At 43.0% G+C, this 21,353-nt stretch carries 18 protein-coding genes; 12 read left to right on the top strand and 6 right to left on the bottom strand.

The window, feature by feature from the left end; genetic code table 11:
• Positions 1 to 11 precede the first annotated feature (11 nt).
• Positions 12 to 1,496, bottom strand: coding sequence for a SusD/RagB family nutrient-binding outer membrane lipoprotein (locus DBR43_RS07575; protein WP_124579394.1), 1,485 nt, complete (start codon positions 1,494 to 1,496; stop codon positions 12 to 14).
• 34 nt (positions 1,497 to 1,530) lie between these two features.
• Positions 1,531 to 4,674, bottom strand: coding sequence for a SusC/RagA family TonB-linked outer membrane protein (locus DBR43_RS07570; RefSeq protein WP_124579392.1), 3,144 nt, complete (start codon positions 4,672 to 4,674; stop codon positions 1,531 to 1,533).
• A 572-nt stretch (positions 4,675 to 5,246) separates the two neighbouring features.
• On the opposite strand from DBR43_RS07570, the gene DBR43_RS07565 reads away from it, so the two are divergent.
• Positions 5,247 to 6,194, top strand: a complete 948-nt coding sequence (locus DBR43_RS07565) for a helix-turn-helix domain-containing protein (protein ID WP_124579390.1) — start codon at positions 5,247 to 5,249, stop codon at positions 6,192 to 6,194.
• Between the two features lie 64 nt (positions 6,195 to 6,258).
• Here DBR43_RS07565 and DBR43_RS07560 read toward each other — a convergent pair whose 3' ends face one another.
• The 3 genes from DBR43_RS07560 to DBR43_RS07550 form a co-directional block, all read right to left on the bottom strand.
• Positions 6,259 to 6,930, bottom strand: coding sequence for a hypothetical protein (locus DBR43_RS07560; protein WP_124579388.1), 672 nt, complete (start codon positions 6,928 to 6,930; stop codon positions 6,259 to 6,261).
• 78 nt (positions 6,931 to 7,008) lie between these two features.
• Positions 7,009 to 8,094 carry an acyltransferase family protein gene (locus tag DBR43_RS07555; RefSeq protein WP_124579386.1) on the bottom strand — a complete coding sequence of 362 codons (1,086 nt, stop codon included), beginning with the start codon at positions 8,092 to 8,094 and terminating at the stop codon, positions 7,009 to 7,011.
• A gap of 239 nt (positions 8,095 to 8,333) precedes the next feature.
• Positions 8,334 to 8,747, bottom strand: a complete 414-nt coding sequence (locus DBR43_RS07550; protein WP_124579384.1) for a DUF1801 domain-containing protein — start codon at positions 8,745 to 8,747, stop codon at positions 8,334 to 8,336.
• Positions 8,748 to 8,867: 120 nt separating this feature from the next.
• On the opposite strand from DBR43_RS07550, the gene DBR43_RS07545 reads away from it, so the two are divergent.
• The 4 genes from DBR43_RS07545 to DBR43_RS07530 are packed head-to-tail and all read left to right on the top strand — an operon-like array spanning position 8,868 to position 12,969.
• Positions 8,868 to 10,091 carry an enolase C-terminal domain-like protein gene (locus DBR43_RS07545; RefSeq protein WP_124579382.1) on the top strand — a complete coding sequence of 408 codons (1,224 nt, stop codon included), beginning with the start codon at positions 8,868 to 8,870 and terminating at the stop codon, positions 10,089 to 10,091.
• A gap of 13 nt (positions 10,092 to 10,104) precedes the next feature.
• Positions 10,105 to 11,748, top strand: coding sequence for a sodium:solute symporter (locus DBR43_RS07540; RefSeq protein ID WP_124579380.1), 1,644 nt, complete (start codon positions 10,105 to 10,107; stop codon positions 11,746 to 11,748).
• A 1-nt stretch (position 11,749) separates the two neighbouring features.
• Positions 11,750 to 12,166 (top strand): L-rhamnose mutarotase, encoded by a 417-nt coding sequence (locus DBR43_RS07535; protein ID WP_199756981.1) that lies wholly within the window; start codon positions 11,750 to 11,752, stop codon positions 12,164 to 12,166.
• A 29-nt stretch (positions 12,167 to 12,195) separates the two neighbouring features.
• Positions 12,196 to 12,969, top strand: coding sequence for an SDR family NAD(P)-dependent oxidoreductase (locus DBR43_RS07530; protein WP_124579378.1), 774 nt, complete (start codon positions 12,196 to 12,198; stop codon positions 12,967 to 12,969).
• A 1-nt stretch (position 12,970) separates the two neighbouring features.
• On the opposite strand, the gene DBR43_RS07525 is transcribed toward DBR43_RS07530, so the two are convergent.
• Positions 12,971 to 13,867 carry an AraC family transcriptional regulator gene (locus DBR43_RS07525; protein ID WP_124579376.1) on the bottom strand — a complete coding sequence of 299 codons (897 nt, stop codon included), beginning with the start codon at positions 13,865 to 13,867 and terminating at the stop codon, positions 12,971 to 12,973.
• Between the two features lie 200 nt (positions 13,868 to 14,067).
• Here DBR43_RS07525 and DBR43_RS07520 point away from each other — a divergent pair, with 200 nt between their 5' ends.
• From DBR43_RS07520 to DBR43_RS07490, 7 genes are all read left to right on the top strand, one after another.
• Positions 14,068 to 15,390: an alpha-L-fucosidase gene (locus tag DBR43_RS07520; RefSeq protein WP_124579374.1), complete on the top strand. Its 1,323-nt coding sequence runs from the start codon at positions 14,068 to 14,070 to the stop codon at positions 15,388 to 15,390.
• A gap of 151 nt (positions 15,391 to 15,541) precedes the next feature.
• Complete coding sequence (locus DBR43_RS07515) at positions 15,542 to 16,849, top strand: Gfo/Idh/MocA family protein (protein WP_124579372.1); 1,308 nt, start codon at positions 15,542 to 15,544, stop codon at positions 16,847 to 16,849.
• A gap of 21 nt (positions 16,850 to 16,870) precedes the next feature.
• On the top strand, positions 16,871 to 17,566 hold the full coding sequence (locus DBR43_RS07510; RefSeq protein ID WP_124579370.1) for a DUF1080 domain-containing protein: 696 nt from the start codon (positions 16,871 to 16,873) through the stop codon (positions 17,564 to 17,566).
• 16 nt (positions 17,567 to 17,582) lie between these two features.
• Positions 17,583 to 17,891 carry a winged helix-turn-helix transcriptional regulator gene (locus DBR43_RS07505; protein ID WP_124579368.1) on the top strand — a complete coding sequence of 103 codons (309 nt, stop codon included), beginning with the start codon at positions 17,583 to 17,585 and terminating at the stop codon, positions 17,889 to 17,891.
• A 105-nt stretch (positions 17,892 to 17,996) separates the two neighbouring features.
• Positions 17,997 to 18,908, top strand: a complete 912-nt coding sequence (locus DBR43_RS07500; RefSeq protein ID WP_124579366.1) for a ClpXP adapter SpxH family protein — start codon at positions 17,997 to 17,999, stop codon at positions 18,906 to 18,908.
• Positions 18,909 to 19,165: 257 nt separating this feature from the next.
• Positions 19,166 to 20,032 carry a LytR/AlgR family response regulator transcription factor gene (locus tag DBR43_RS07495; RefSeq protein ID WP_124579364.1) on the top strand — a complete coding sequence of 289 codons (867 nt, stop codon included), beginning with the start codon at positions 19,166 to 19,168 and terminating at the stop codon, positions 20,030 to 20,032.
• 106 nt (positions 20,033 to 20,138) lie between these two features.
• On the top strand, positions 20,139 to 21,323 hold the full coding sequence (locus DBR43_RS07490; RefSeq protein WP_124579362.1) for an acyltransferase family protein: 1,185 nt from the start codon (positions 20,139 to 20,141) through the stop codon (positions 21,321 to 21,323).
• Positions 21,324 to 21,353: the final 30 nt, after the last annotated feature.

The following is a 21,353-nucleotide window of genomic DNA, read 5'->3' as shown; positions in this document are numbered from 1 at the left end:
TTTGTCGTTGCTTATTTTACCCACCAAACCTGCTGGTTGATCTTGTCGTTACCTGCACCGAATTGATTTTCGATTGCTTTGGAAACATTGGCCCTGTTGTTATCATATTCCGTTTGAGGATAAATCCAGCGGAAAGGAACCGCCACTCCCTGTGGTCTGCGAAACTCAGGATAACCCGTTCTGAGCTGGTCGTAGAAAGCACTCCATCCGGATTGAAAAAATGTCCTCAAATATTTCTGATTAACGATTTGTTCAATTTTTTGTTCAGTAGTTGCGCTAAGTGCCAGGTCGTTTATCGGCAGTGCTAAATATTCGTTGGCTTTCTCTTCCGTAAAAAATGCGGTATATCCTTTCACATAATTCTGATAGAATTTGAAAGAAGCTTTTACTCCATTTTTATAATGCAGGTTGGCATCGCCTGAAATCCAGTTTCTTACTATTGCTTCTGCGATGATGAGTTCCTGCTCTGCATATCCCATTAATACCAGGGGCTCATTTACAGGGTCACTTGGAAAGCGGTCGTTCACTTTCGATACTTTACCTGCTGCAGCTTTGATACTCGTTTCAGCATAAGGAGCGGCAGGATCTCCACCTTCATAAGAGCTAAAATCGTCTATGGCTTTGCCTGCTTCCTTTGCAATTTTTGTTTGTGTACAGTAAAGGAATAAGCGCGGGTCTTTTCTGGCCTGCAGCTGTTCGATAAAAGTGGCACTCATAAACATACCTGAGCCGAATCCGCTGGAGTTGAACTCAGGATAGCGGTTTCCTTCCTGATCTAAAAATACCAGCTGACCATCGCCACCAGCTTCTGTTCCCAGAAGAAGTTCGTTTTGCATCACTTGTGTAAATGCTTCTTTCACTTTTAAGTCGGTATCGTTTTCTTTTTTTGAAAGCGTGATCAGGACTTTTAAGCGGAAAGCATTGATTAATCTGCGCCATTTTGCTGCATCTCCTTTGTAAATGATATCGCCGGCAATGGATCCGTTAACACCCTTAAGCATGGTATTCGCTTCATCCAGTTCTCTAAGGATCCCTGCAAATACCATTTTTTGGGTATCATAAACCGGGGCATAGTCTTGTCCACTTTCTCCCATCAGGGCCTGAGAATAAGGAATATCTCCAAAAGTGAGCGTTAAATTGTAAAAATAATAAGCCCTGAAAAATTTGGCCAGTGCAACATAGGAGTTGTCATTAATTCTCTTTGCCTCTTCAACCATTTTGGTCACATCTCTGAGGTTCGCATAAGGAGAAAAATCTCCTCTTCCCCATTTAAAGTACTGGCCTTCGCTCTCTCCGTCGGTTTGTACGAGCATACGGTTTGCATATAAAGGCGAGGTACCACCGAAAGCACGGAAAGCATTCCATTCTACTTTTGTCAGGAGCAGCTGAGGATGGGCCTGTGTAGGTTTATTCGGGTCTATGTTCATGAAATCCTGGTCTTTACATGAGGAGATCAGGAGTACTCCGGCCAATAAACTATATATTAATTTCTTCATCGTTATTTTTTTAATTGTGATCAGGTATTTGTTCTTAAAGTTTGATGCCTAGCGAGAAGCCGATAAATCTTGCAGAAGGATCCTGCAGGTTGTCGTCATCACCGTAATCAGGATCCAGGAGTGGCATTTTTTTCCACATCAGCGGGTTGTAGCTATAGGCAGACAGATGGATTGACTTTAAACTACCTACTTTAACAATTTTTGCAAGGTCATATCCAACCGAGATTCTTCTTAGTTTAAAGAAGGAGCGGTCAAAGACATTGGCAAACTTCTTGTTTTCACCTTCGGTCACCCTTGCCTGATAAGGATAGGTCTGGCTCCAGGTTTGCCAGTTTACTGCAGTTGTGTTTTGCTTATAGGTCCTGGTGTCTGACAATACATTTCCGTTTACATCCCTTTTCAGTTCGCCACCGGTAATCACTACACCGTTGGGTACATAGATTGATTTTCCTGCAGCATACTCAGCATCTCTGTACTCAACAGAGTTTGGATGTTTTCCACCCCACCACATTTTCTCGATGGTTACTGAGCGCATTACACCACCCCATGCACCATCAATATCAATATTGACATCAAATCCTTTGATCATGAATTTGTTTTGCAGGCCCAGACGCCAGGTTGGATCTTTATGTCCAAGGTTTGCCTTGAAATTGTCTTTTGTAGGCAAGCCGGTATTTGCATCCAGGATCAGTTCTCCTGTTGCACTTTTTTGCCATACCGTTTCATAAAAGCTATCTGCCCTGTCATTCAATTTCAGGTCCCCGAATCTATCCTGATTGTTGTACAATTCTGTGATTTTCCTGACCGAGGTACTCCAGTTTGCAGCAATGTTCCAGCTGAAATCTTTGTTTTTTATCGCACTGAAATTACCCATAATCTCCAGACCCTGGGTTCTGTACTTGTTGCCATTTACCTTACGTGTAACGAAACCAGAGGCCTCTGACGTTTTTAAATCAATGATCTGATTCTCATCAATAACATTATAAAACGTAAACTCAAGGCCAACTCTTTTGGCTACTGATGTAGATAAACCAAGTTCAAATGACCTCGACTGCTCCGGTTTAATATTAGGGTTGATCAATCCTTTTGGATAAGTAACTGATGGCGTTGAACCATAAGTAATGTCTTTGTCATACGTAGAATTTACGCTGTATGGATCAAGGTCACTTGATACTTTGGCCCATGAAGTGTAAATCTTCAGATAATCCACTGCTTTTGGCAGGCGGATATAATCAGAAACCATGGTGCTTAGTGATGCTGAAGGGTAAAAGTAAGACCTGTTGTCTTTGATCAGTGCAGAAGACCAGTCATTTCTACCCGATACATTTAGATAGACGGCATTGAATAAATCGAAGGTTGCTGAGGCATAAACACTGCGGATGGATTTTTGCTGCAGTTTATTTGTGGCCTGTACCGGGCCTTGCGTATTGTTTAAGCTATATACACGGGGTACAATCAAGCCATCACTGGAAGCATATTCCTGTTGCACGTCTCTGTTCAGTGTCGAGGCACCGGCGTTTAAAGTAAAGCTCAGGTCTTTGGATATTTCTTTGTTATAAGAGGCCAGGAAATCCAGGTCCACATTCATTTGAGAATTGTTCCACATCTTATAATCACCATTTCTGGAATCGCCATAGTTCATATAAGATTTAGGGCTTTTCATGCTTTCAAAAGATTTGTTTTCTCTTCCGGAAGCTCTTGCCTGCAAGCTCAGGCCGGGCATCACCTGCCACCTTAATTTTGCCTGTGCATTCACAACATTCCTGTTCTGGGCCTGCGTCAGTTCCTGAGAAGCGAAGTAGGGGTTGTTGTACCATGCATAGTTATAATTGGCTTGTCTGTAGCCGTCCATACCGGGAACATACATATGGTCTCTCAGGTCTTTTCCGTTCACATCATCACCCATCCAGATCAGAATGGTGTACATGTGGTTTTTAGGGCCGTATCCGTAGCGGGGATAGTTGGGTGAACTTACTTTGTTATAAGACAATGTAGCATCCAGCTGAAGGTCTTTGCTCAGGTTGAAGGAAGAGTTAAAGTTTGCTCCACCTGTAGTGAGTGAGGTATTGGGTACCTGACCTCTTTGGAAGCCATATTTTCCGCTTACATAAAAGCGGGCTTTTGCAGTCTTGTAAGCAACAGAAAAGTCATTGTTGGTGACGATGCCAGGTCTGAGAAAATCATTCAGGTTGTCATGTCTTACCCAGTCGGTAGGGACTCTTTCATACTTGGATTTATCGTCATAAATGGTTCCTTTCACATTTCCCCACCAGGCGATGGTCTCTCCGGTTTGCTTGTTTCTGATGGGACTGTTCCATTGTGCAATTTTAACCCCCGGCTGAAATTTCGGGCCCCAGATCATGTCACCATCCGAAATACCACCATCTTCACCATCCCAGAATTCATATTTCCCATTGGAACCATTTCCGTATTCCGTTTGGGTTTTTGGAAAAACGGTAAAACCGGCAGTCACCATATTGTTGGTATTGATGTTGATTTCCAGTCCGTCTTTTTCAGCATTTTTTGTGGTGATCAGGATCGCACCATTCTTACCTCTTGAGCCATATAAAGCAGAGGCTGATGTTCCTTTTAATACGTTGATATTGGCGATATTGTCTCCTGAAACGTCAAAGAAATCCGTTTCTACAGGAATCCCGTCAATTACAATTAGCGGGGTTTTACCTCTTAAAGAGAAAGACGGTGGCTGAAACATACCGGTAGGATTGCTCACGGTTAGTCCTGCAACCTGTCCGGACAAGGCATTTCCGATATTCATTGTTTTCGATTCCGACAAGACATCCATTTTTACCTCTTGTGTGGCATATCCCAGCTTTTTCTTTTGTTGTTTAATCCCGATTGCAGTAACTACGACTTCACCAAGGGTCTTTGAATCTTCCTGCAGGACGATGTCTGCCTGAGTTTTTCCGTTAACTGTGATATTCTGTGAAATGTAACCCAGAGAGCTAAAGGACAGGGTGGCATCTGTGGGGGCCGAAATGGTATATTTACCATCAAAGTCGGTAATCGTAGCTTTAGCCGTATTGGAGACTTTGACCGTCACTCCCGGAATGCCAAGACCTTTGACGTCTTTGACGACTCCCTTAATGATATTTTGCGCCATCACTACCTGGGTAAGAAGCAGGCAGAGCAGGCTGAATAGTAGTAATTTTCTTTTCATATTTGTGTTTGATTTTTACCTGCAAATCTAAATTCAGGTTGTAAAACGAATATGAAAATGACATTATGGTTATGTTTTTCTGCTATAGAGGCCGTTCTTTAGAGTTATGAAATTTTATCGCCTTTAGGATGCTTCAAAAAGTGGCTAAAACGGTTTTATTGCCTCATTTTTCAGCTTTTTTTAAAAAATAGTGCAGTTCAGGACGCGTGAATTGATCACAGTTCCGACCACAGTGGCAGGTGATTTATTAACCAGGTATTAGCATTTTGTTATGAGATTGATTTCCGGGGGTACTGATGCTGTACCAACGATACCCGCCTAAGCGGGTACCTTATGGATGAGTCTCCTGAGAGGGGGGAGAAAAAATATCTTTTCGGGCCTTAAGTTGTCTTTTTTGGATGATCTCAGCTCAAATCTATTTACATTTTTATGAAAAAAACAGTTTTAGGAGTGTCATGCGGTTCGGGATTATAATTCCGAATCAATAGGGGGAAAGAAAAAGGTCGATGGTTTGCCCTTAATTATCAATTAGCATTATCAATAATTTGGAAATAAACTTATCTTTACTCAATATGTCTAGCCCTGACCCTGTCCAGCTGGTTCTTCAGCAGCTTTCTTCTTTTCACCCCCTAAGTGCTGAATTAAGTCAGGAATTTGTGGAGAATTCTTCAGAGGTTTTTTTTAAAAAGAACGAGTACCTGATGAGGAAGGGAGAGCGGAGTACTCATGTTTACTTCGTGTTAAAGGGAATCATTAGCGGACAGATTACCAGTAAGGAAAAAACAATTACCACTTTTATTACGGTCGATGGAGAATTTTTGTCTGCCATTGAGGGAATGTATGGGGATAAACCCTGTGTAGAAGATGTGAAAGCCGAGGAGGATTCCTACCTGGTTGCGATGTCTTCATCCTATTTCCATAGCCTGTACGACCGGTTTCCGGAAATGAATGTTATCTTTCGGAAGGTCCTGGAAATGTATTACGGTGATGCCCATTACCGTTCTATTTTTATAAGAATGGGGAGTGTGGAAGACAAGTATATCTATTTCCTGAGAACATTTCCGGAACATGCCGAGCGCATACCGCTGGAAGTCGCGGCTTCCTTCATGAATCTTAAGACGGCTACACTTGTGAAAATGATCAGCAAGATGAACGCTGGAAAAACGTTGAACCAACAATTGTCCAAAGAAGATATTCTGGGAAATATGGAGAAGTTCAAGCACTATCTCCAGAAAAAGCTCACGCTCAGGGAACTCGCCGACCGGTTGAATATCAACCCTCATCAGCTGTCCTACCTTTTAAATGTGCATTTTAATGAGAATTTTAACAGCTTCATCAACAGGCTCAGGATAAATTATATCCTTGATCAGTTCTCCATTCATGATAACCTGCAACAATATAGTATTGATGGATTGGGCCGTCAGGCGGGATTTTCTTCCAAAACTACTTTCTTCACTGAATTTAAAAAGAGGATGGGGCAAACACCATATAGCTATCTTCAGCAACATAAGTTATCCTGAAATTATGCTCATAAAAAAAGACAAGAAAAATGCTTGTCTTTTTTTATGAGCTGTCAGGAAATGATTAAGAATTATAGACATCAAACTCTTCATATTCATGTTTGATTTTGCTGAGTTTACCATTTTTGAAATATAGCCGGACAGATGAACGCCCGGTCTTTCCAGGTTTCACATCCATGAAGAAGCTAAAAGCCCATTCCTCATAATTTGCCATAGCCGGATCAAATGGTTTTCCCAGCGGTTTGCTGGCCAGAATGATTTTGTAGTTTTTATAGGCCGGGATCTCATAGATCGCCTTTAACTTGTTGTAAAACACACTTACGGGATCATTTTTATAAATCGCTATTTCGTCCGGCACGTCCAATGGCCATTTTGATGATTCCTTAGGCAACGCGCTACCGGCATCTATGGAACTTATTTTATCTCCGTCAAATTGGATAATCACCCGTTCCAGCTTGTTGATATTTGTTTCCAGGCTGATGATGTTATAAAAAGCAACACGGTTTTTTATCTCCTCCGGATTGGAGTAAGATTGCTGTTTAACGATGTCAACATCATTGAAATTTTTCTCTTTGCTCAATTGCTGGAGCTGAGTGTAAACATCTGAATAGGAGCTTCCAATTTTAATGCCCCATTTATCGCCCCTGGAAATGGTTTCCACACGAGGAGAGTTGCTTTCCTTTTTGCAGGAAAACAACAATAGTATCGGAATGATTAAAATGATGATTTTTTTCATGATCAATTTAGTGGTTCTGATAAGGAAACGTAGATCCGGCCGGATTCGCTACAGGGAATCCCGAAAAAAAATAGTGCTCTAATTCTGCTTCCTTTTGCTGCTTAGGTATTTACGTACCGGAATGTCAAAAGCAACCATCACAAAATAGGCAATGCAAACCAATAGAATCGTTCCTGTAATGATGATTAAAGTAAGCTGACTTGTCCCTGGTTTATGACTGGTATAATAATTTAAAAACATCCAGATGACCGCATAATGCGTCATGTACAGGGGATAGGAGATCTTTCCTGAAAATACACATAGGTTTTTAAATCCCTGGGTTAAGTTGGCTCCTGCACCAAGGGCAATCAATAAAGGAAAATAAAGAAGCACAACCATTGGTTCTGTGATCCAGTTCAATTTGTTGTAGGGCATCAGGAAGGCCAGTACCAACAAGATGGAAAGTCCGATAAAACCCAGTTTGTTTTTAATGATCAGGTTGAAACGGAAGATCAGTAATCCGGCTAAAAAGGAATAAAAAATACGTGCACCGCCATCCCAGGCATTTGGTCCTCCCCATCCGCCTAAAAGAGATCCTCCGGCACGATGGCTCACATAACAAAGTACCCCGGCAGCAATCACTGTTAATACAAGCAGATAACGGCGATCAAGTCTGCATAATACCAAAGCATAAACGATATTGGCTACATATTCCCAGAATAATGACCATGCAGGGGCGTTAATTCCGAACAAATTGAAAGAACGTTCTTCAATCACCGGAAAAGGAATCATAAAGACAGAAGCAAGGAATATCAGTACAATTTTACCCGCGCTATACACTTCCGGATGACCTCCGAACGGATCAAAAAGAAAAGCCAGCAAACCCAATACCGAGCCTAAAATCACCAATGGCTGCAGCCTGATCAGCCTGGATTTGAAAAACTGGCCAAGGCCCATCTTACCTATCCGGTCATCATAAGCATATCCAATTACAAATCCGGATAGACAGAAGAAGAAATCTACTGCCAGAAATCCATGTGCAATAAAGTTTTGTTCCGGTGGATAGGCCATTTCCATAAAATGAAAAATTACAATAGCGATGGCAGCTATTCCCCTTAATCCATCAAGGATTTCGAAATGTTGTTTTGTTTTTAATAAGTCAGGACTTAGTTCTTTTGTAGACATTTATAAATTTGTTTGGTTTCAGTTGTGTTTCCAAGGTTACCAAAATATAGGGATTTCAGCAAATCTCCTGATCAGATATCCTGGAAAAGAAGGACTTTAGAGAAATCCTATCATTATTTTTACCAAACTGACGTTCATAAACGCATATGTATTGTTCATTTCCGGACAACAGAAATTATCAAATTTGCTATGATACAGGCAGCTGAAACCCTTTGGCTGATGATCTCTTTCTGAACTGATTATTTTGTTTCTTCCTGGAACTTAAGTGAATAATCAATCATTTTTGCTAAAACACTGAGGTCTATATCCTCCAGTTTTTTAATGTAAATACAGGATTTCGCCATTTTATATTTTCCGAGTTGCTGGATCAATTCCTCTTTCATTTTTGAATCGCAGGAGAGGTAAAGGCTAAAAGCACTGTTGCGGGGAGAGAAGGCAAGCAAGGGGGCATCTCCTTCATGTCCGCTTTTATATTTGTAATGGTAGCTGCCAAAACCAATAATGGATGGCCCCCACATCTTCGCAGGAAACCCACTCGCTTTTTCCATCATTTCGATGAGCGTATAGCTGTCTTTTCGTTTTACCGGATCGGTCACTTTGCCCAGAAAATCGTCAATATTTTCTGCGGTCTCTGTGGTTTTGTTCTTTGCCATATTTGAATTTAGCGATTGTTTTTGATACATCGTATAATCCAGTTAAATAGAATTTTAGTCTATTGGTTTTGGCTCTGATACATCGCTAAATTGCATTCACCAAGTAGAACCAATAATAATATGATTAAAAACATTCAGGTGAATGACGCCAGATTCCCGCTGGACAAAGGTGCAGGAAGTGATGCGATTCACCGTGACCCGATATATTCTTATGCCATAACAAACCTGATTGACGACAGCGGACTCGTTGGAACCGGCTTTGCTTTTACCTTAGGGGAAGGCAATGACCTGGTCTGTAAAGCCGCACAATTTTATGCGGCACAACTTAAAGGAAGGTATATTGAAGAACTCATGTCTGATTTCGGAAATGTCTTTAATCAGTTGAGCAATGAACAACAGTTCCGTTGGCTTGGGCCTCATAAAGGAATAGTCCATCTAGCATTGGCTTCTGTAACCAATGCCTGTTATGATTTATGGGCAAAAAAAAGAGGCGTTCCACTTTGGAAATTACTCATCGATTTATCTCCGCAGGAGCTGGTAAATACCCTTGACCTGTCGTACCTCGAAGATGAGCTTACTGCGGAGCAGGCCTTGCAATTGTTAACAGACAACCAGGCAGGTAAAGCTGAGCGTCTTCAGATTACCAGTGCGGGATATCCCGGATATGACACCTCGATCGGCTGGTTTAACTACAGTGACGACAAGGTTCGGGAAAACTGCAAAAAGGCCGTCGCCGAAGGTTTTACTGCCATGAAGTTAAAAGTAGGAAGTAAAGATCCCCAAAGGGACATTCGTCGTGCCCACATCGTACGGGAAGAAGCGGGAGATCAGGTAAAAGTGATGCTGGATGCCAATCAGCAATGGACATTGCCACAAGCACTGAAAATATGCAGAGAGCTGCAAAGCATGAATCCTTATTGGATCGAGGAACCTACCCATCCGGATGATATCCTGGCACATAAGACGCTGGCAGATGCGATTGCTCCGGTAAAGCTGGCATTGGGCGAGCATGTCCCCAACCGCATCATCTTTAAAAATTACCTGCAAACAGGATCTGCCGGATTTATACAGGCCGATGCGGTAAGGATAGGTGGGGTAAGTGAGTTCATTACGGTCAGTTTGCTTTGTCGAAAGTATGGGATTCCGGTGGTTCCCCATGTGGGAGATATGGGACAGCTCCATCAGCATCTGGTCTTGTTCAATCACATCAGTATGGGGCATGAAGCCTTGTTCCTGGAGCATATTCCCCATTTGCAAAAACATTTTGTACATCCTGTTATCGTGGAATCCGGTGTTTACAGAACACCAATGGAGCCGGGCAGCAGTTGTGATTTGAAAAAATAAATAAGGAGAAGAAATGTTAAAATCACTAGACCTCAGCATCAGCATTCTCTATATCCTTGGCATTTTAGCCGTTGGATTGTGGGCAGGAATCCGTCATCGCCGTAAAAGTAAAGCGAATGCTGCGGGCGAATATTTCCTTGCCGGAAAAACATTGAAATGGCCGGCTATCGGACTGGCACTTTTTGCAACCAATATCTCGACTGTTCATTTGGTCAGCCTGGCACAAAGTGGCTTTGACACTGGCCTGTTGAACGGGAATTTTGAATGGATGGCCGCTTTTACCCTCATTCTGCTGTCCCTGTTTTTTGTTCCTTTTTACATCAAGTCCGGTGTAACGACCCTGCCGGATTTTCTGGAAAAACGTTATGACCGGTCCAGCAGGGACTGGCTGGCGGTAATCTCTGTGGTTTCTGCAATTATTATCCATATCGCATTTTCTATGCTGGCCGGAGGAATCGTATTGAAAACCTTATTCGGATTAAACATGTATGTCAGTGTGATTGTCATTTGCCTGATCACGGCCATTTATACGATTATAGGCGGATTAAAAGCCGTAGTGGTGACAGAATCCATCCAAACGGTGGTGCTGTTAACCGGAGCTTTCATCATCAGCTATGCAGCCTACCATAAAATGGGAGGATGGGAACCCATGACCGAGGTGCTCAAAAGCAAAGGGGAGATGGATAAGCTTTCGATGTTGCGCCCTCATGGTGATGCAAGCGGAATGCCCTGGTATACCGTGTTTCTGGGGTACCCTATTTTGGGCATCTGGTATTGGTGTGCCGATCAGACAATTGTACAGCGCGTACTTGGCGCTAAAGATGAAAATCACGCCAGGGTAGGTCCTTTGTTCTGCGGATTTATTAAGATTTTACCGGTATTTATTTTCGTATTGCCGGGCTTGTTTGCTTATACTTTAGTGCAGTCAGGCCATTTAGATGTGAGCAGTCTGGGACTTGATGCTAAAGGTCATGTCAATTCTAAAGGAATTTATACGCTGATGATTACACAGCTTTTACCTTCCGGATTGGTTGGTGTTTTGGTGGCTGCCCTGTTGTCTGGCTTAATGAGCCAGGTTTCGGGAGCTTTGAATTCCATTTCGACGATGGTGAGCTATGACATGTACCAGCGTTACCGTCCTGAAGCATCGGACAAACAACTGATCTGGATTGGTAAGATCTCAGCAGGGATTGCACTGGTGTTTTCATTGGGATTATTGCCTTTGCTGGATCAGTATGAAAGCATTTTTAGTGGCATCAACGACATCATCGCTCATATCGCACCGCCCATCACCTGTGTGTTTTTATTGGGGGTATTCTGGAAAGGTGCTTCTGCAGAATCTGCAAAATTAACACTCTGGATTGGCTCTGTTTTAGGGGGAGTGGTCTTCGCCATTAATAAGATCTACCCGGAGACAGTAATCGGTCATATTCCTTTTATGATGATGGCATTTTACCTGTTTTGTACCTGCGTGATAATTCAGGTGGCTTTTTCTTATATCTATCCGGTTCAGCATACGGCAATAAGTGCAACGCTTTACTGGAAATCACCCTGGGAACCCTTGCAGGGTAAGGCCTGGAAGGGAATAGGGAATTATAAGGTGTTATCTGCACTACTTTTAATCGTTACAGGGGTGTTATACTATATATTCAGATAGGATGAAAAAACATATTCTAATGGTATTTCTTGCCGGTTTCTTACTGGCAGGTTGTAAAGAGAAAGTTCAGCCAGCTGAGCTGAAACGCTTTGGTTCAGTAACAGGATTGAAGCCCGAAAAGCTGGAGCATTATAAACGCTTACATGCGCATGCCTGGCCTTCTGTTTTGAAAAAAATTAAAGAATGCAACATCAGAAACTATTCGATCTACCTCCAGAAAATAGGAGAGGCCTATTACCTGTTCAGCTATTTTGAATATACAGGGGCCAATTTTGATGCGGACATGAAAAAGATGGCCGATGATCCGGAGACGCAACGCTGGTGGAAAGAGACAGACCCTTGTCAGCAGCCACTCCCGGAAACTGCGGCGAAAAAACAGATCTGGACCAATATGGAACAGGTCTTCCACACCGATTAAGGTGCTATTAAATGATCAAAAAAGAAAAGATGAAGTTATTATCCGGTAAAGTTATTTTCCTCACAGGAGGTTCAGCAGGAATTGGTTTGGCTTGCGCAAAGGCTTATGCTGAGGCCGGGGCAAAAGTGGTGATTGCAGCAATTGATGCAGCAGGCGTTAAATCCGCTGCTGAGGGTTTGGGGCCCGAACATTTGGGTGTTTTATGCGATGTATCTAAAGCATCCGATGTGGAAGCAGCTCTGGCATTAACCATGGAGAAGTATGGAAAGCTGGATGCAATACATAACAACGCAGGAATTGCTTCGCCTTCCAAACCTTTACACGAAACGAGCGACGAGGAATGGGATCAGCTGATGAGTGTAAACCTGAAAAGTGTCCTGTACACGACCAGGTATGGATTTGAAGCACTAAAGGAATCTGAGGGTTGTATTTTGAATACGAGCAGCCTTGTCGGGGAAATCGGACAGGAAAACCATGCCGCTTATACGGCCACAAAAGGGGCGATGAATACGCTGACCAAATCCATGGCACTGGATTATGCGGCTTATAAGATCAGGGTCAATGCGGTATTGCCGGCAGGGGTATGGACGCCAATGCTTCGGGAATGGAGTAAAGAACAGCCGGATCCGGCTTCTATCGAGAAATACCTGGATGATATACATGCATTGGGTTATTGCCCGGAAGGAGATGTGATTGCCGATGCCTGTGTGTTTCTGTTGTCGGAGAAAGCAAGGTTCATTACCGGGACAATCCTGCCTGTGAGTGGTGGTGCGGAATTGGGATACAGAGTTTTGAGATCGTAACCTATATTCTGTTTTTGCTCTTGTAATCTACCGGTGAACTGCCCATAATTTTGTGAAACAAACGGGAGAAGTAAAAAGCATCTGCATATCCGACTGCTGCGGCAACTTCCTTTATCCGCAAATCGGATAAGGCGAGCAGCTGACAGGCACGTTGGATCTTTAGATGAATGAAATAATCAATTGGCGAGATTCCCGTTTTTGTTCTGAACAAGGTTTGAAAATGAGAAGCGGAGTAAGCAAATTCTGCGGCAATCTCGGGAACAGTAAGCCGGGAAGAAATGTTGTTCTTCATGTATTCAATCACTTTATCTGAAATATCTTCGCTGGGCTTCTGAGTGAGCTCAATGTTTTTTTGAGGATACAGAAAGTTGGCGATTAAGTAATAAAGACTCAAATTGGCATAACTTAGGTTTTCCTCACTGTATCCCTTTTCCAGACAGTTGTAAATCATCTCCCAAAGTTTGATCCGATGCTCGTCAAATGGAATGGTTTTCGGACTGATCAGGCTGCTAATGGATAAGGACTCATTCAGACTGGATAATTTGCTTCCGGTAAAATGAATCCAGTATATTGTCCATGGATCACCCGCATCAGAAGCATAACGTAAAGGTTTATCTGTTGCGGGGATAATGAAAAATTGATTGGCAGAAACTTCATGTTTTTCAGCATCTATACTGAACCAGCCTTTGCCATCTGTACAGTAAATAAGGATGTTATCAGTACAGCCTTTAGGCCTGTTCCGGTAATGTCCGGCAGCTTTTGGAAAATAACCAATATGACTTATATACAGGGAATTTAGAAAAAAATCATCTTTAGGTTTACGTTCAAATAGAAATTCGGGCAGACTGATCAGTTTTTCCCCGCTAAAACCATCACGTTTTTTCTTATTGATCTTCATACTCGGTTTATTTGGCGCATAAACATACTGTTTTTATTGAAAAACAGTTGTGCTGCCGTTGTTTTTTTAAATCAAAATCTGAAATCTCAGGGATCTTTTTTTTTCATGGTATAGTCCAGTATATTCATGAGATCCTCTATTCTTTATCCAGTGTCTTAGCGCTAATTTAGTCGGACACGAATGAACCAAAATATAAACAAATGAAAAAACACACCACAGTTTTAGCACTTATTTTTATGGGGATGTCCTGCCTGGTTTTTGCGCAGACACCCATCATCCGCACTGATAAGAAAGTAGTGGAAGGTTTTATGGATCAGCGCTTCGGAATGTTTATCCATTGGGGCCCGGTTAGTCTGAGGGGAACAGAAATCGGCTGGTCAAGAGCAACCTCTGTAGCCGCAGATGAGTATGATAATTTGTATAAGGAATTTAACCCGGTGTTATTTGATGCCGATAAATGGGCGAAGACGGCTAAGGATGCAGGAATGAAATACCTAACCATCACTTCCAAACATCATGATGGATTCTGTTTATGGCCTACGGCATATTCGGATTATAACATCATGAATTCTCCCTATAAAAAAGATATTGTAGGAGAGCTGGCAAAAGCCTGTAAAAAGTACGACCTGAAATTTTGTATTTACTTTACTGTTGCCGATTGGCATGATCCTGATTGGGCTGTACTTTACCCAGCTACAACGCCAAATAAATCGGCAAACATGGGCAGGTTTGTATCGAGGATGAAAAACGAACTGAAAGAACTGATCCAGAATTATAAGCCTTATATGCTTTGGTTCGACGCGAACTGGGATAAGGAATGGACCAGGGAATACTCTTCGGATGTGTATAATGAGATCAAAAGGCTGGATCCAAATGTGATCATCAATAACAGACTTGATACCAAGGATGCCAGCGGAGGATCACATAAAGTGATGTTGCCTACCACATTGGCAGATTTCGCTACTCCGGAACAAGAGGTGGGTGCGATGAATATGGATTATCCATGGGAAAGCTGCATTACCATTTGCCAGCAGTGGGCATGGAAACCAAATGACAAAATGAAAGCGCTAAAAGAATGTATCCAGACACTGGCAAGTACAGCAGGTGGAAATGGAAATCTATTGTTCAATGTGGGACCAATGCTGGATGGCAGAATAGAGGAAAGACAAGTCAATCGCTTAAAAGAAATGGGTGATTGGTTAAATAAAAACGGAGAATCGATCTACGGCACAAAGGGAGGACCTTACAAGCCCGATAGCCTTATGGCAGCAACAAGAAAAGGAAACAAGATTTACCTGCACTTATTTAAGAGTCAGGGGGCCGAAATTTCAATTGTGGCCATACCTGGAGTCAAACTGAAAAAAGCTTATTTCCTTGATGGTGCCACCAGCTTAATTTTTAAATCAAAAGCAGATAAGATTGCCATTTCCTTACCTGCAGAATTACCCGATGGCAATGATACGGTGGTTGTACTGGAGATGAGTAAAAATGTAGAATCTGTTCCGGTAATGAGTTTTAAATGATGAGCTAAGTCCATTCTTAATGTTATCGTTTTTATTCCTCCAGCAATTTGGGGCTCATCTTTTTAATTAAGAAAAATAAATTTCTTATTTTAGAAAATATCTTCCGGAATCGCACAAGTCCGGTTGACTGACCAAATGAAACCTAAATAAGATGAAAAAAACTAATGATTTAAACTCAACTGATCGCAGATCCTTTTTGAAGAAATCGGGTATCGTAATGTTAGGCAGTACCCTTGCTTATCAGACTGGTTTTTCCAATCCATTATTCAGTACCGCAAAGTCAACAATTAAAGTCGGCTTAATCGGATGTGGCGGACGGGGTACAGGTGCTGCGGCACAGGCACTCGCGGCAGATCCTGATGTGGTGATTACGGCCATGGGCGATATTTTTGAAGACAGACTGGAGGGCGCTTATACCGCCTTGACCACCATTGATGCCAAGCGGGTAAAAGTGGATAAAAAAAGAAAGTTTATCGGTTTCGACGCCTATCAAAAAGTCATTGACTCCGGTGTGGATGTGGTCTTACTCACCACTCCGCCCGCCTTCAGACCTGACCAGCTGACAGCAGCAATTGAAGCCGGAAAACATGTGTTTTGCGAAAAACCGGTAGCAGTTGATGCTCCCGGAATCCGTAAAGTCCTTGCTGCGGCAAAGAAAGCGCAGGAAAAGAACTTATCATTGGTGTCTGGTTTCTGTTTCAGGTATGATTTACCAACCAGAGCGGTATTTAGCCGTGTGTTAAATGGTGATCTGGGGGAGGTCAGGACGGTTTCTACTTTTAGGAACGGATCGGGAAACTGGTCTAATCCCCGTCAGCCCGATTGGAATGACCTGACTTATAAATTGCGCAACTGGCATTACCAGAACTGGCTTTCCGGTGATTTTATTGTAGAACAGGCCGTTCATAGCCTGGACATGATGTCCTGGGTGATGGGAGATCAAATGCCGCTAACCGCTACCGGAACCGGTGGCAGACAAGTCCGGGTAAATGAAATCTATGGAAATATTTATGACCATTTTGCCGTGGAGTTTGAGTATGCAAATGGCGCAAAAGGTTTTCATTTCTGCAGACAGCAGGAAGGAACTTCACATCGAAATACAGTGGACGTACTGGGAACCGATGGCAGCGCATTTGTAAATGTCGGTATGAAGTACGAGATCACAGGCAAAAACAACTGGAAGTATGATGGTCCGAAAAAGAACATGTATCAGGTACAGCATGATGAGCTTTTTGCTGCAATCCGGAGCGGAAAGCCGATCAATAACGGAGAATATATGACCCATAGTACCTTGCTGGCAATCTGGGGTCGAATGGCTGCTTATAGTGGTCAGACGATTAGCTTCGAACAGGCTTTGAATTCAGATGTTGTGCTCGGGCCAAAAATCGAAGAATACAACTGGGACCTTAAATGGGAAAATCAGCCGGTGGCTTTACCCGGCGTCACAAAAGTCATCTAGCCGGTCAACTTAACGCATATCATGAAAAAAATATTAATAGGGATCGGTATGACCTTTTTAGGCCTGTTGGCGAAGCCTTTAACCTCGTCTGCGCAAAGCAAACCGATATCGTTCGGGGAAGAGCGCAGCCTGGAACATGGCAAAAAGAAAGCGATCAGCTGGATCAATGTAAACACCGAGCCACAAACCTGGAGAAAAGAAAAAGACCTGCTGATCTGCTCAGGGAAGCCTATCGGAGTGATGCGTTCGGAAAAGCTATATGAGAATTTTATATTGGAGATAGAGTGGAAACACATGGAAGCCGGAGGGAATTCCGGGGTGTTTGTATGGAGTGATGCAAAACCTGGCGAACAGAACCGGTTGCCAGGTGGGGTGGAGGTGCAAATGCTGGAGCTGGATTGGGTGAATCGGAATCTGCAGAATGGCACAACGGCTCCAATCGCCTATGTCCACGGAGAACTGTTCGGGGTAGGTGGTGTGGAAACCGTTCCGGATAACCCTAGAGGAGAACGCAGTAAATCTATAGAAAACAGGTGTAAGGGAAAAGGGGAATGGAATACCTATAAAGTAGTTTGTGTAGATGGAACGATCAAACTCTCGGTAAATGGTAAATTTGTAAACGGTGTCAGTAAGTCGACTGTAAAGAAAGGTTACCTTTGCCTGGAATCCGAAGGCGCAGAGATTCATTTCCGGAACTTAAAGGTGACGGAGCTTTGAGCAATAAAAAGAAGATATGACCACAGAGAATAACGACTGCAATGGCAATCCCTGCCCCGCTTCAAAATTATTGAAAATGTTGTCGGGGAAATGGAAGGCCCAGATCTTCAGATTAGCATTAGATGGTCCTCTGCGCTTCAATAGCCTGATCCGGCAGCTGGAAGGATCAAACAAACAGGCTATAGCTGTGGCACTCAAAGAGCTGGAAGAAGAAGGCCTGTTCGAAAGAAAAGTTATCCGGCTCAAACCACTCCATGTAGAATATGTGCTCTCTGAAAGAGGGGCATCGATGATCAGTGTTTTTCAACAACTGGAAGGATTATAGTGCTGATGTTCAGGGCCTGGGGGTAGTCATCTTTTTCTGACTTATTGCAGGGGCTGTCCAATCAGGGTAGCTTTGTCGCTGAATTTAAGATTTAAGCAGAAGAACATGAACAATCCTTTGATGTGCGACCCTGAAACCGGAAGCTGTGAAATACCCGGCCTTTCTGAAGAAAATGAGACAAGCCTACCGAAAGCAGTAGACAAACCTTTACGGGCCATTTATTTTACCGATCCCATTTGCTCTTCCTGCTGGGGAATAGAGCCTCAGCTAAGAAAGCTGAAAATGGAATATGGAGCACTGCTCGAAATTGAATATCATATGGGTGGACTTTTGCCCGACTGGTCTTACAACAGCGGAGGGATTAGTAAACCCGCTGATGTGGCTGCGCATTGGGATGAGGTAAGTCTGTATTACGACATGCCCATCGATGGAGATGTCTGGTTAGAAGATCCTCTGGATTCTTCCTATCCGCCTTCCATTGCATTTAAAGCTGCCCAGATGCAGAACCCAAACAAAGCCTTACTTTTTTTGAGAAGAATAAAAGAAATGGTTTTTCTGGAGAAGAAGAACATTGGTAAATGGGAACACTTGTCGGCAGCAGCGGTAGAAACAGGGCTCGATCCGGTAAAACTAGATCTGGATGTTAAGGGCAGGGCAAAGCAATATTTTCAGGAAGACCTGCAACTGGCGGCCGACTGGAATATCAGGGGTTTTCCAACTTTGTTTTTTACAGATGCCAATGGCAATCAGGAGAAGGTCTATGGGGTAAAACCCTATCCGGTTTATGAAGCGGCGATATCATCCCTTTTACCAGGTGCTGAAGTTAAAAAGGCAGCGCCGGATCTCCGTTGGGAGTCCTTGCTGTCTGTTTATCCAACGATCACAAGAAAAGAATTGTCTGTGATTGCCGGACTTTCTTCAGAAGCGGCAGAAAGTGTATTGGAAAATCTTGTGGCGGAAAACAAGCTGCAGCTCAGCCTCACAAAGAACGGGAAGATCTGGAAAATAAAAAACTGACAATTGTACTGAATGTTTTGACAAAAGCACTCAATCTTTTTATCTATAATTCTGCTTTATTTGAGGTTATGAATGTCATATAGGGACATCAGATTTTTATCATAAAGTAATATGATAGGTTAGTTAATTAGATAGGGGTATCTTCTTATCGAATTGAAAAGTTCTGTAGGGGTCCGGATGGGCGCTACAGACTTTTTATTTTGCCTGCACAGCCGTATCTTAGTCTTGAAAATGAGCTAAAAAAGAACCTGGACTAAATGATAACGGAGCCGTATTTTTCCAATTGGTATGATCCCGGAAAACTGAAACAAATGACAGGGCTGCTGTTTTTGGTTTCTTTTCTGTTCCTCCTGCTATTCAGGCCATTTACGGTAACCGAATCGGAGCTTAAATATTCTTATCTTTTCACCTGTTTTTTACATGCCTTATCTCCGGCGCTGATCATGTTCAGCTATTTTACCGTCCTGACTTATTTTCAAAAGCACAATCCGGACAGGGATGAGCGGCCTGTTTTCAAATGGGTCAGTTCCATTGCCTGTATGCTATTCCTGATCGGACTGGCCAGTTTTCTGTTGCGTGACCTGATCTATACCAATCCCAATAACTGGTCTTTACGTTACCTGTGGGAAGAAATAAGAAATGCTTATTTAGCGGGGACGCTTTTCTTTTCCTATTTTCTTTTTGCCAGATCTTATTTTCTGCAGCGGAACACACAATTGCTGGCAGCAGTACCTGCAAGTGACATCATCCTTCCCGAAAATCGGGAAAAGATCTTCGTAAAGGCCCATGTTAAAATCGACGATTTCAATTTCCACCCTGCGGATTTTCTCTTTGCAAGGGCAGAAGGAAATTATGTCGAAATCACGATGCGAAGAGCGAATGGTTTACAAAAAGAACTCAGGCGGATTTCATTGAAGCAACTGGAATTGCAGCTTGCCGGATATGAGGGGTTCCTGAGGTGTCACCGTGCCTATCTGGTCAACATTCAGCAAGTAGCTGATTGCTCCGGAAACTCACAGGGGTACCTGCTTTCATTTGATGACGTTGCAGAAGAAGTTCCGGTTTCAAGAGCAAATCTGGAACAGTTTGACCGGCGATATCAACAGCTGCTGTCTGCAAATTAGCAGGTTTTTGCTGTCGCTGTTGTTCGTCATCACAAAAAGTAGTTGCCAGTCACAAGTTTTTAAAGTGCCGTTTCAGATTGTCTACGTTTGAATAATGAATACACAGATGGAAAAAATAAGCACACCCTCACGCACAGCCTGGATCGATTATTTACGTGGTTTTGTGACCATTTTAGTCGTCGCACATCATGCCTCTTTAGCCTATACAACCTTTGCCAGTTTTAATAAAGCGGCTTATATTTCCTCTACCCACCCGGTTGTTGATACCATGCGCTGGATAGGCATGGATTATTTTGAAGATTTCAATGACATTTTCTTTATGTCTTTAATGTTTCTCATTGCCGGAATTTTTGTGATGGGCAGCCTGCAGAAAAAGGGAACGGGATTATTCATTACCGATCGGTTTTACCGCTTGTTGGTTCCCTTCTTTATTGGGGTTAGCCTGCTGATGCTGATGGCCCATTATCCGGCTTATTACCTCGCCCATGGAAACTTTAACCTCAAAGACTATGTAATTGATTTCTTTACCGTAGAAGCATGGCCTGTAGGACCGCCATGGTTCATTTGGGTCTTGTTCGTCTTTAATGTTGTTTTTGCCGTTCTATACCGCTCTGTAAGACCTTTGATCAATAAGCTTGGAGAAAGACTGGCCAATTGTGCAAACGCTCCGCGGAGGGTCTTATTCATCTGGTATTTGTTAACCTGGATCACGTATATGCCCCTGATGCTTTGGGTAGGCGCAGGAACCTGGACGGGCTTTGGCCCTTTCGATTTTCAGTTGAGCCGGGTGCTGCTGTATTTTGGTTATTTCTTAATGGGCGTGGTGATTGGCAGTGCAGGTATCAGCCGGGGAATCTTCGGAAGCCATAGCCTGATGATGAAAAGATGGTCTTTATGGGTGCTGGCTGCTGTCCTAACTTATCTGCTCCTGAAGCTGAGCGAAGCGCCGCTTAAAGAAATGTATGGGCAAAAAGGATGGAATCCTTTATTGGCCACCGTGATTTACCGTTCCATCTGGACTTTGTCCTGTACCCTGAGCAGCATCGCGCTGATCAGCCTGTTTAAAAAGCTTTTTCCTCATGCCAACCGCTTCTGGCAAGGCCTTTCAGAAAATGCATATGGCATTTACCTGATCCATTATATTTTTGTGATCTGGTGCCAGTTTCTTTTATTGGAGACCGGTCTTCCTGTGGTCATTAAATTCGCGGTCACTTTTGTGGCATCAGCAGGACTGAGCTGGGGCATAACTCACCTCATCAGGAAAAATAAGACCATCGCTAAATTCCTCTAAGCCTTTCGATCAGGTTTTTTGCGTGGTTCT

Origin of the sequence: Pedobacter sp. KBW06 (assembly GCF_003852525.1) — a bacterium.
In the GTDB taxonomy this organism is placed as follows: domain Bacteria; phylum Bacteroidota; class Bacteroidia; order Sphingobacteriales; family Sphingobacteriaceae; genus Pedobacter.
This window is presented reverse-complemented; position numbering and strand designations above follow the sequence as displayed.

Coding starts and splice junctions, on each gene's coding strand:
- DBR43_RS07495 (WP_124579364.1), top strand. CDS start 19,166: ATGATAACGGAGCCGTATTTTTCCAATTGGTATGATCCCGGAAAACTG.
- DBR43_RS07550 (WP_124579384.1), bottom strand. CDS start 8,747: ATGGCAAAGAACAAAACCACAGAGACCGCAGAAAATATTGACGATTTT.
- DBR43_RS07525 (WP_124579376.1), bottom strand. CDS start 13,867: ATGAAGATCAATAAGAAAAAACGTGATGGTTTTAGCGGGGAAAAACTG.
- DBR43_RS07545 (WP_124579382.1), top strand. CDS start 8,868: ATGATTAAAAACATTCAGGTGAATGACGCCAGATTCCCGCTGGACAAA.
- DBR43_RS07515 (WP_124579372.1), top strand. CDS start 15,542: ATGAAAAAAACTAATGATTTAAACTCAACTGATCGCAGATCCTTTTTG.
- DBR43_RS07540 (WP_124579380.1), top strand. CDS start 10,105: ATGTTAAAATCACTAGACCTCAGCATCAGCATTCTCTATATCCTTGGC.
- DBR43_RS07565 (WP_124579390.1), top strand. CDS start 5,247: ATGTCTAGCCCTGACCCTGTCCAGCTGGTTCTTCAGCAGCTTTCTTCT.
- DBR43_RS07530 (WP_124579378.1), top strand. CDS start 12,196: ATGAAGTTATTATCCGGTAAAGTTATTTTCCTCACAGGAGGTTCAGCA.
- DBR43_RS07500 (WP_124579366.1), top strand. CDS start 17,997: ATGAACAATCCTTTGATGTGCGACCCTGAAACCGGAAGCTGTGAAATA.
- DBR43_RS07490 (WP_124579362.1), top strand. CDS start 20,139: ATGGAAAAAATAAGCACACCCTCACGCACAGCCTGGATCGATTATTTA.
- DBR43_RS07560 (WP_124579388.1), bottom strand. CDS start 6,930: ATGAAAAAAATCATCATTTTAATCATTCCGATACTATTGTTGTTTTCC.
- DBR43_RS07505 (WP_124579368.1), top strand. CDS start 17,583: ATGACCACAGAGAATAACGACTGCAATGGCAATCCCTGCCCCGCTTCA.
- DBR43_RS07570 (WP_124579392.1), bottom strand. CDS start 4,674: ATGAAAAGAAAATTACTACTATTCAGCCTGCTCTGCCTGCTTCTTACC.
- DBR43_RS07555 (WP_124579386.1), bottom strand. CDS start 8,094: ATGTCTACAAAAGAACTAAGTCCTGACTTATTAAAAACAAAACAACAT.
- DBR43_RS07510 (WP_124579370.1), top strand. CDS start 16,871: ATGAAAAAAATATTAATAGGGATCGGTATGACCTTTTTAGGCCTGTTG.
- DBR43_RS07575 (WP_124579394.1), bottom strand. CDS start 1,496: ATGAAGAAATTAATATATAGTTTATTGGCCGGAGTACTCCTGATCTCC.
- DBR43_RS07535 (WP_199756981.1), top strand. CDS start 11,750: ATGAAAAAACATATTCTAATGGTATTTCTTGCCGGTTTCTTACTGGCA.
- DBR43_RS07520 (WP_124579374.1), top strand. CDS start 14,068: ATGAAAAAACACACCACAGTTTTAGCACTTATTTTTATGGGGATGTCC.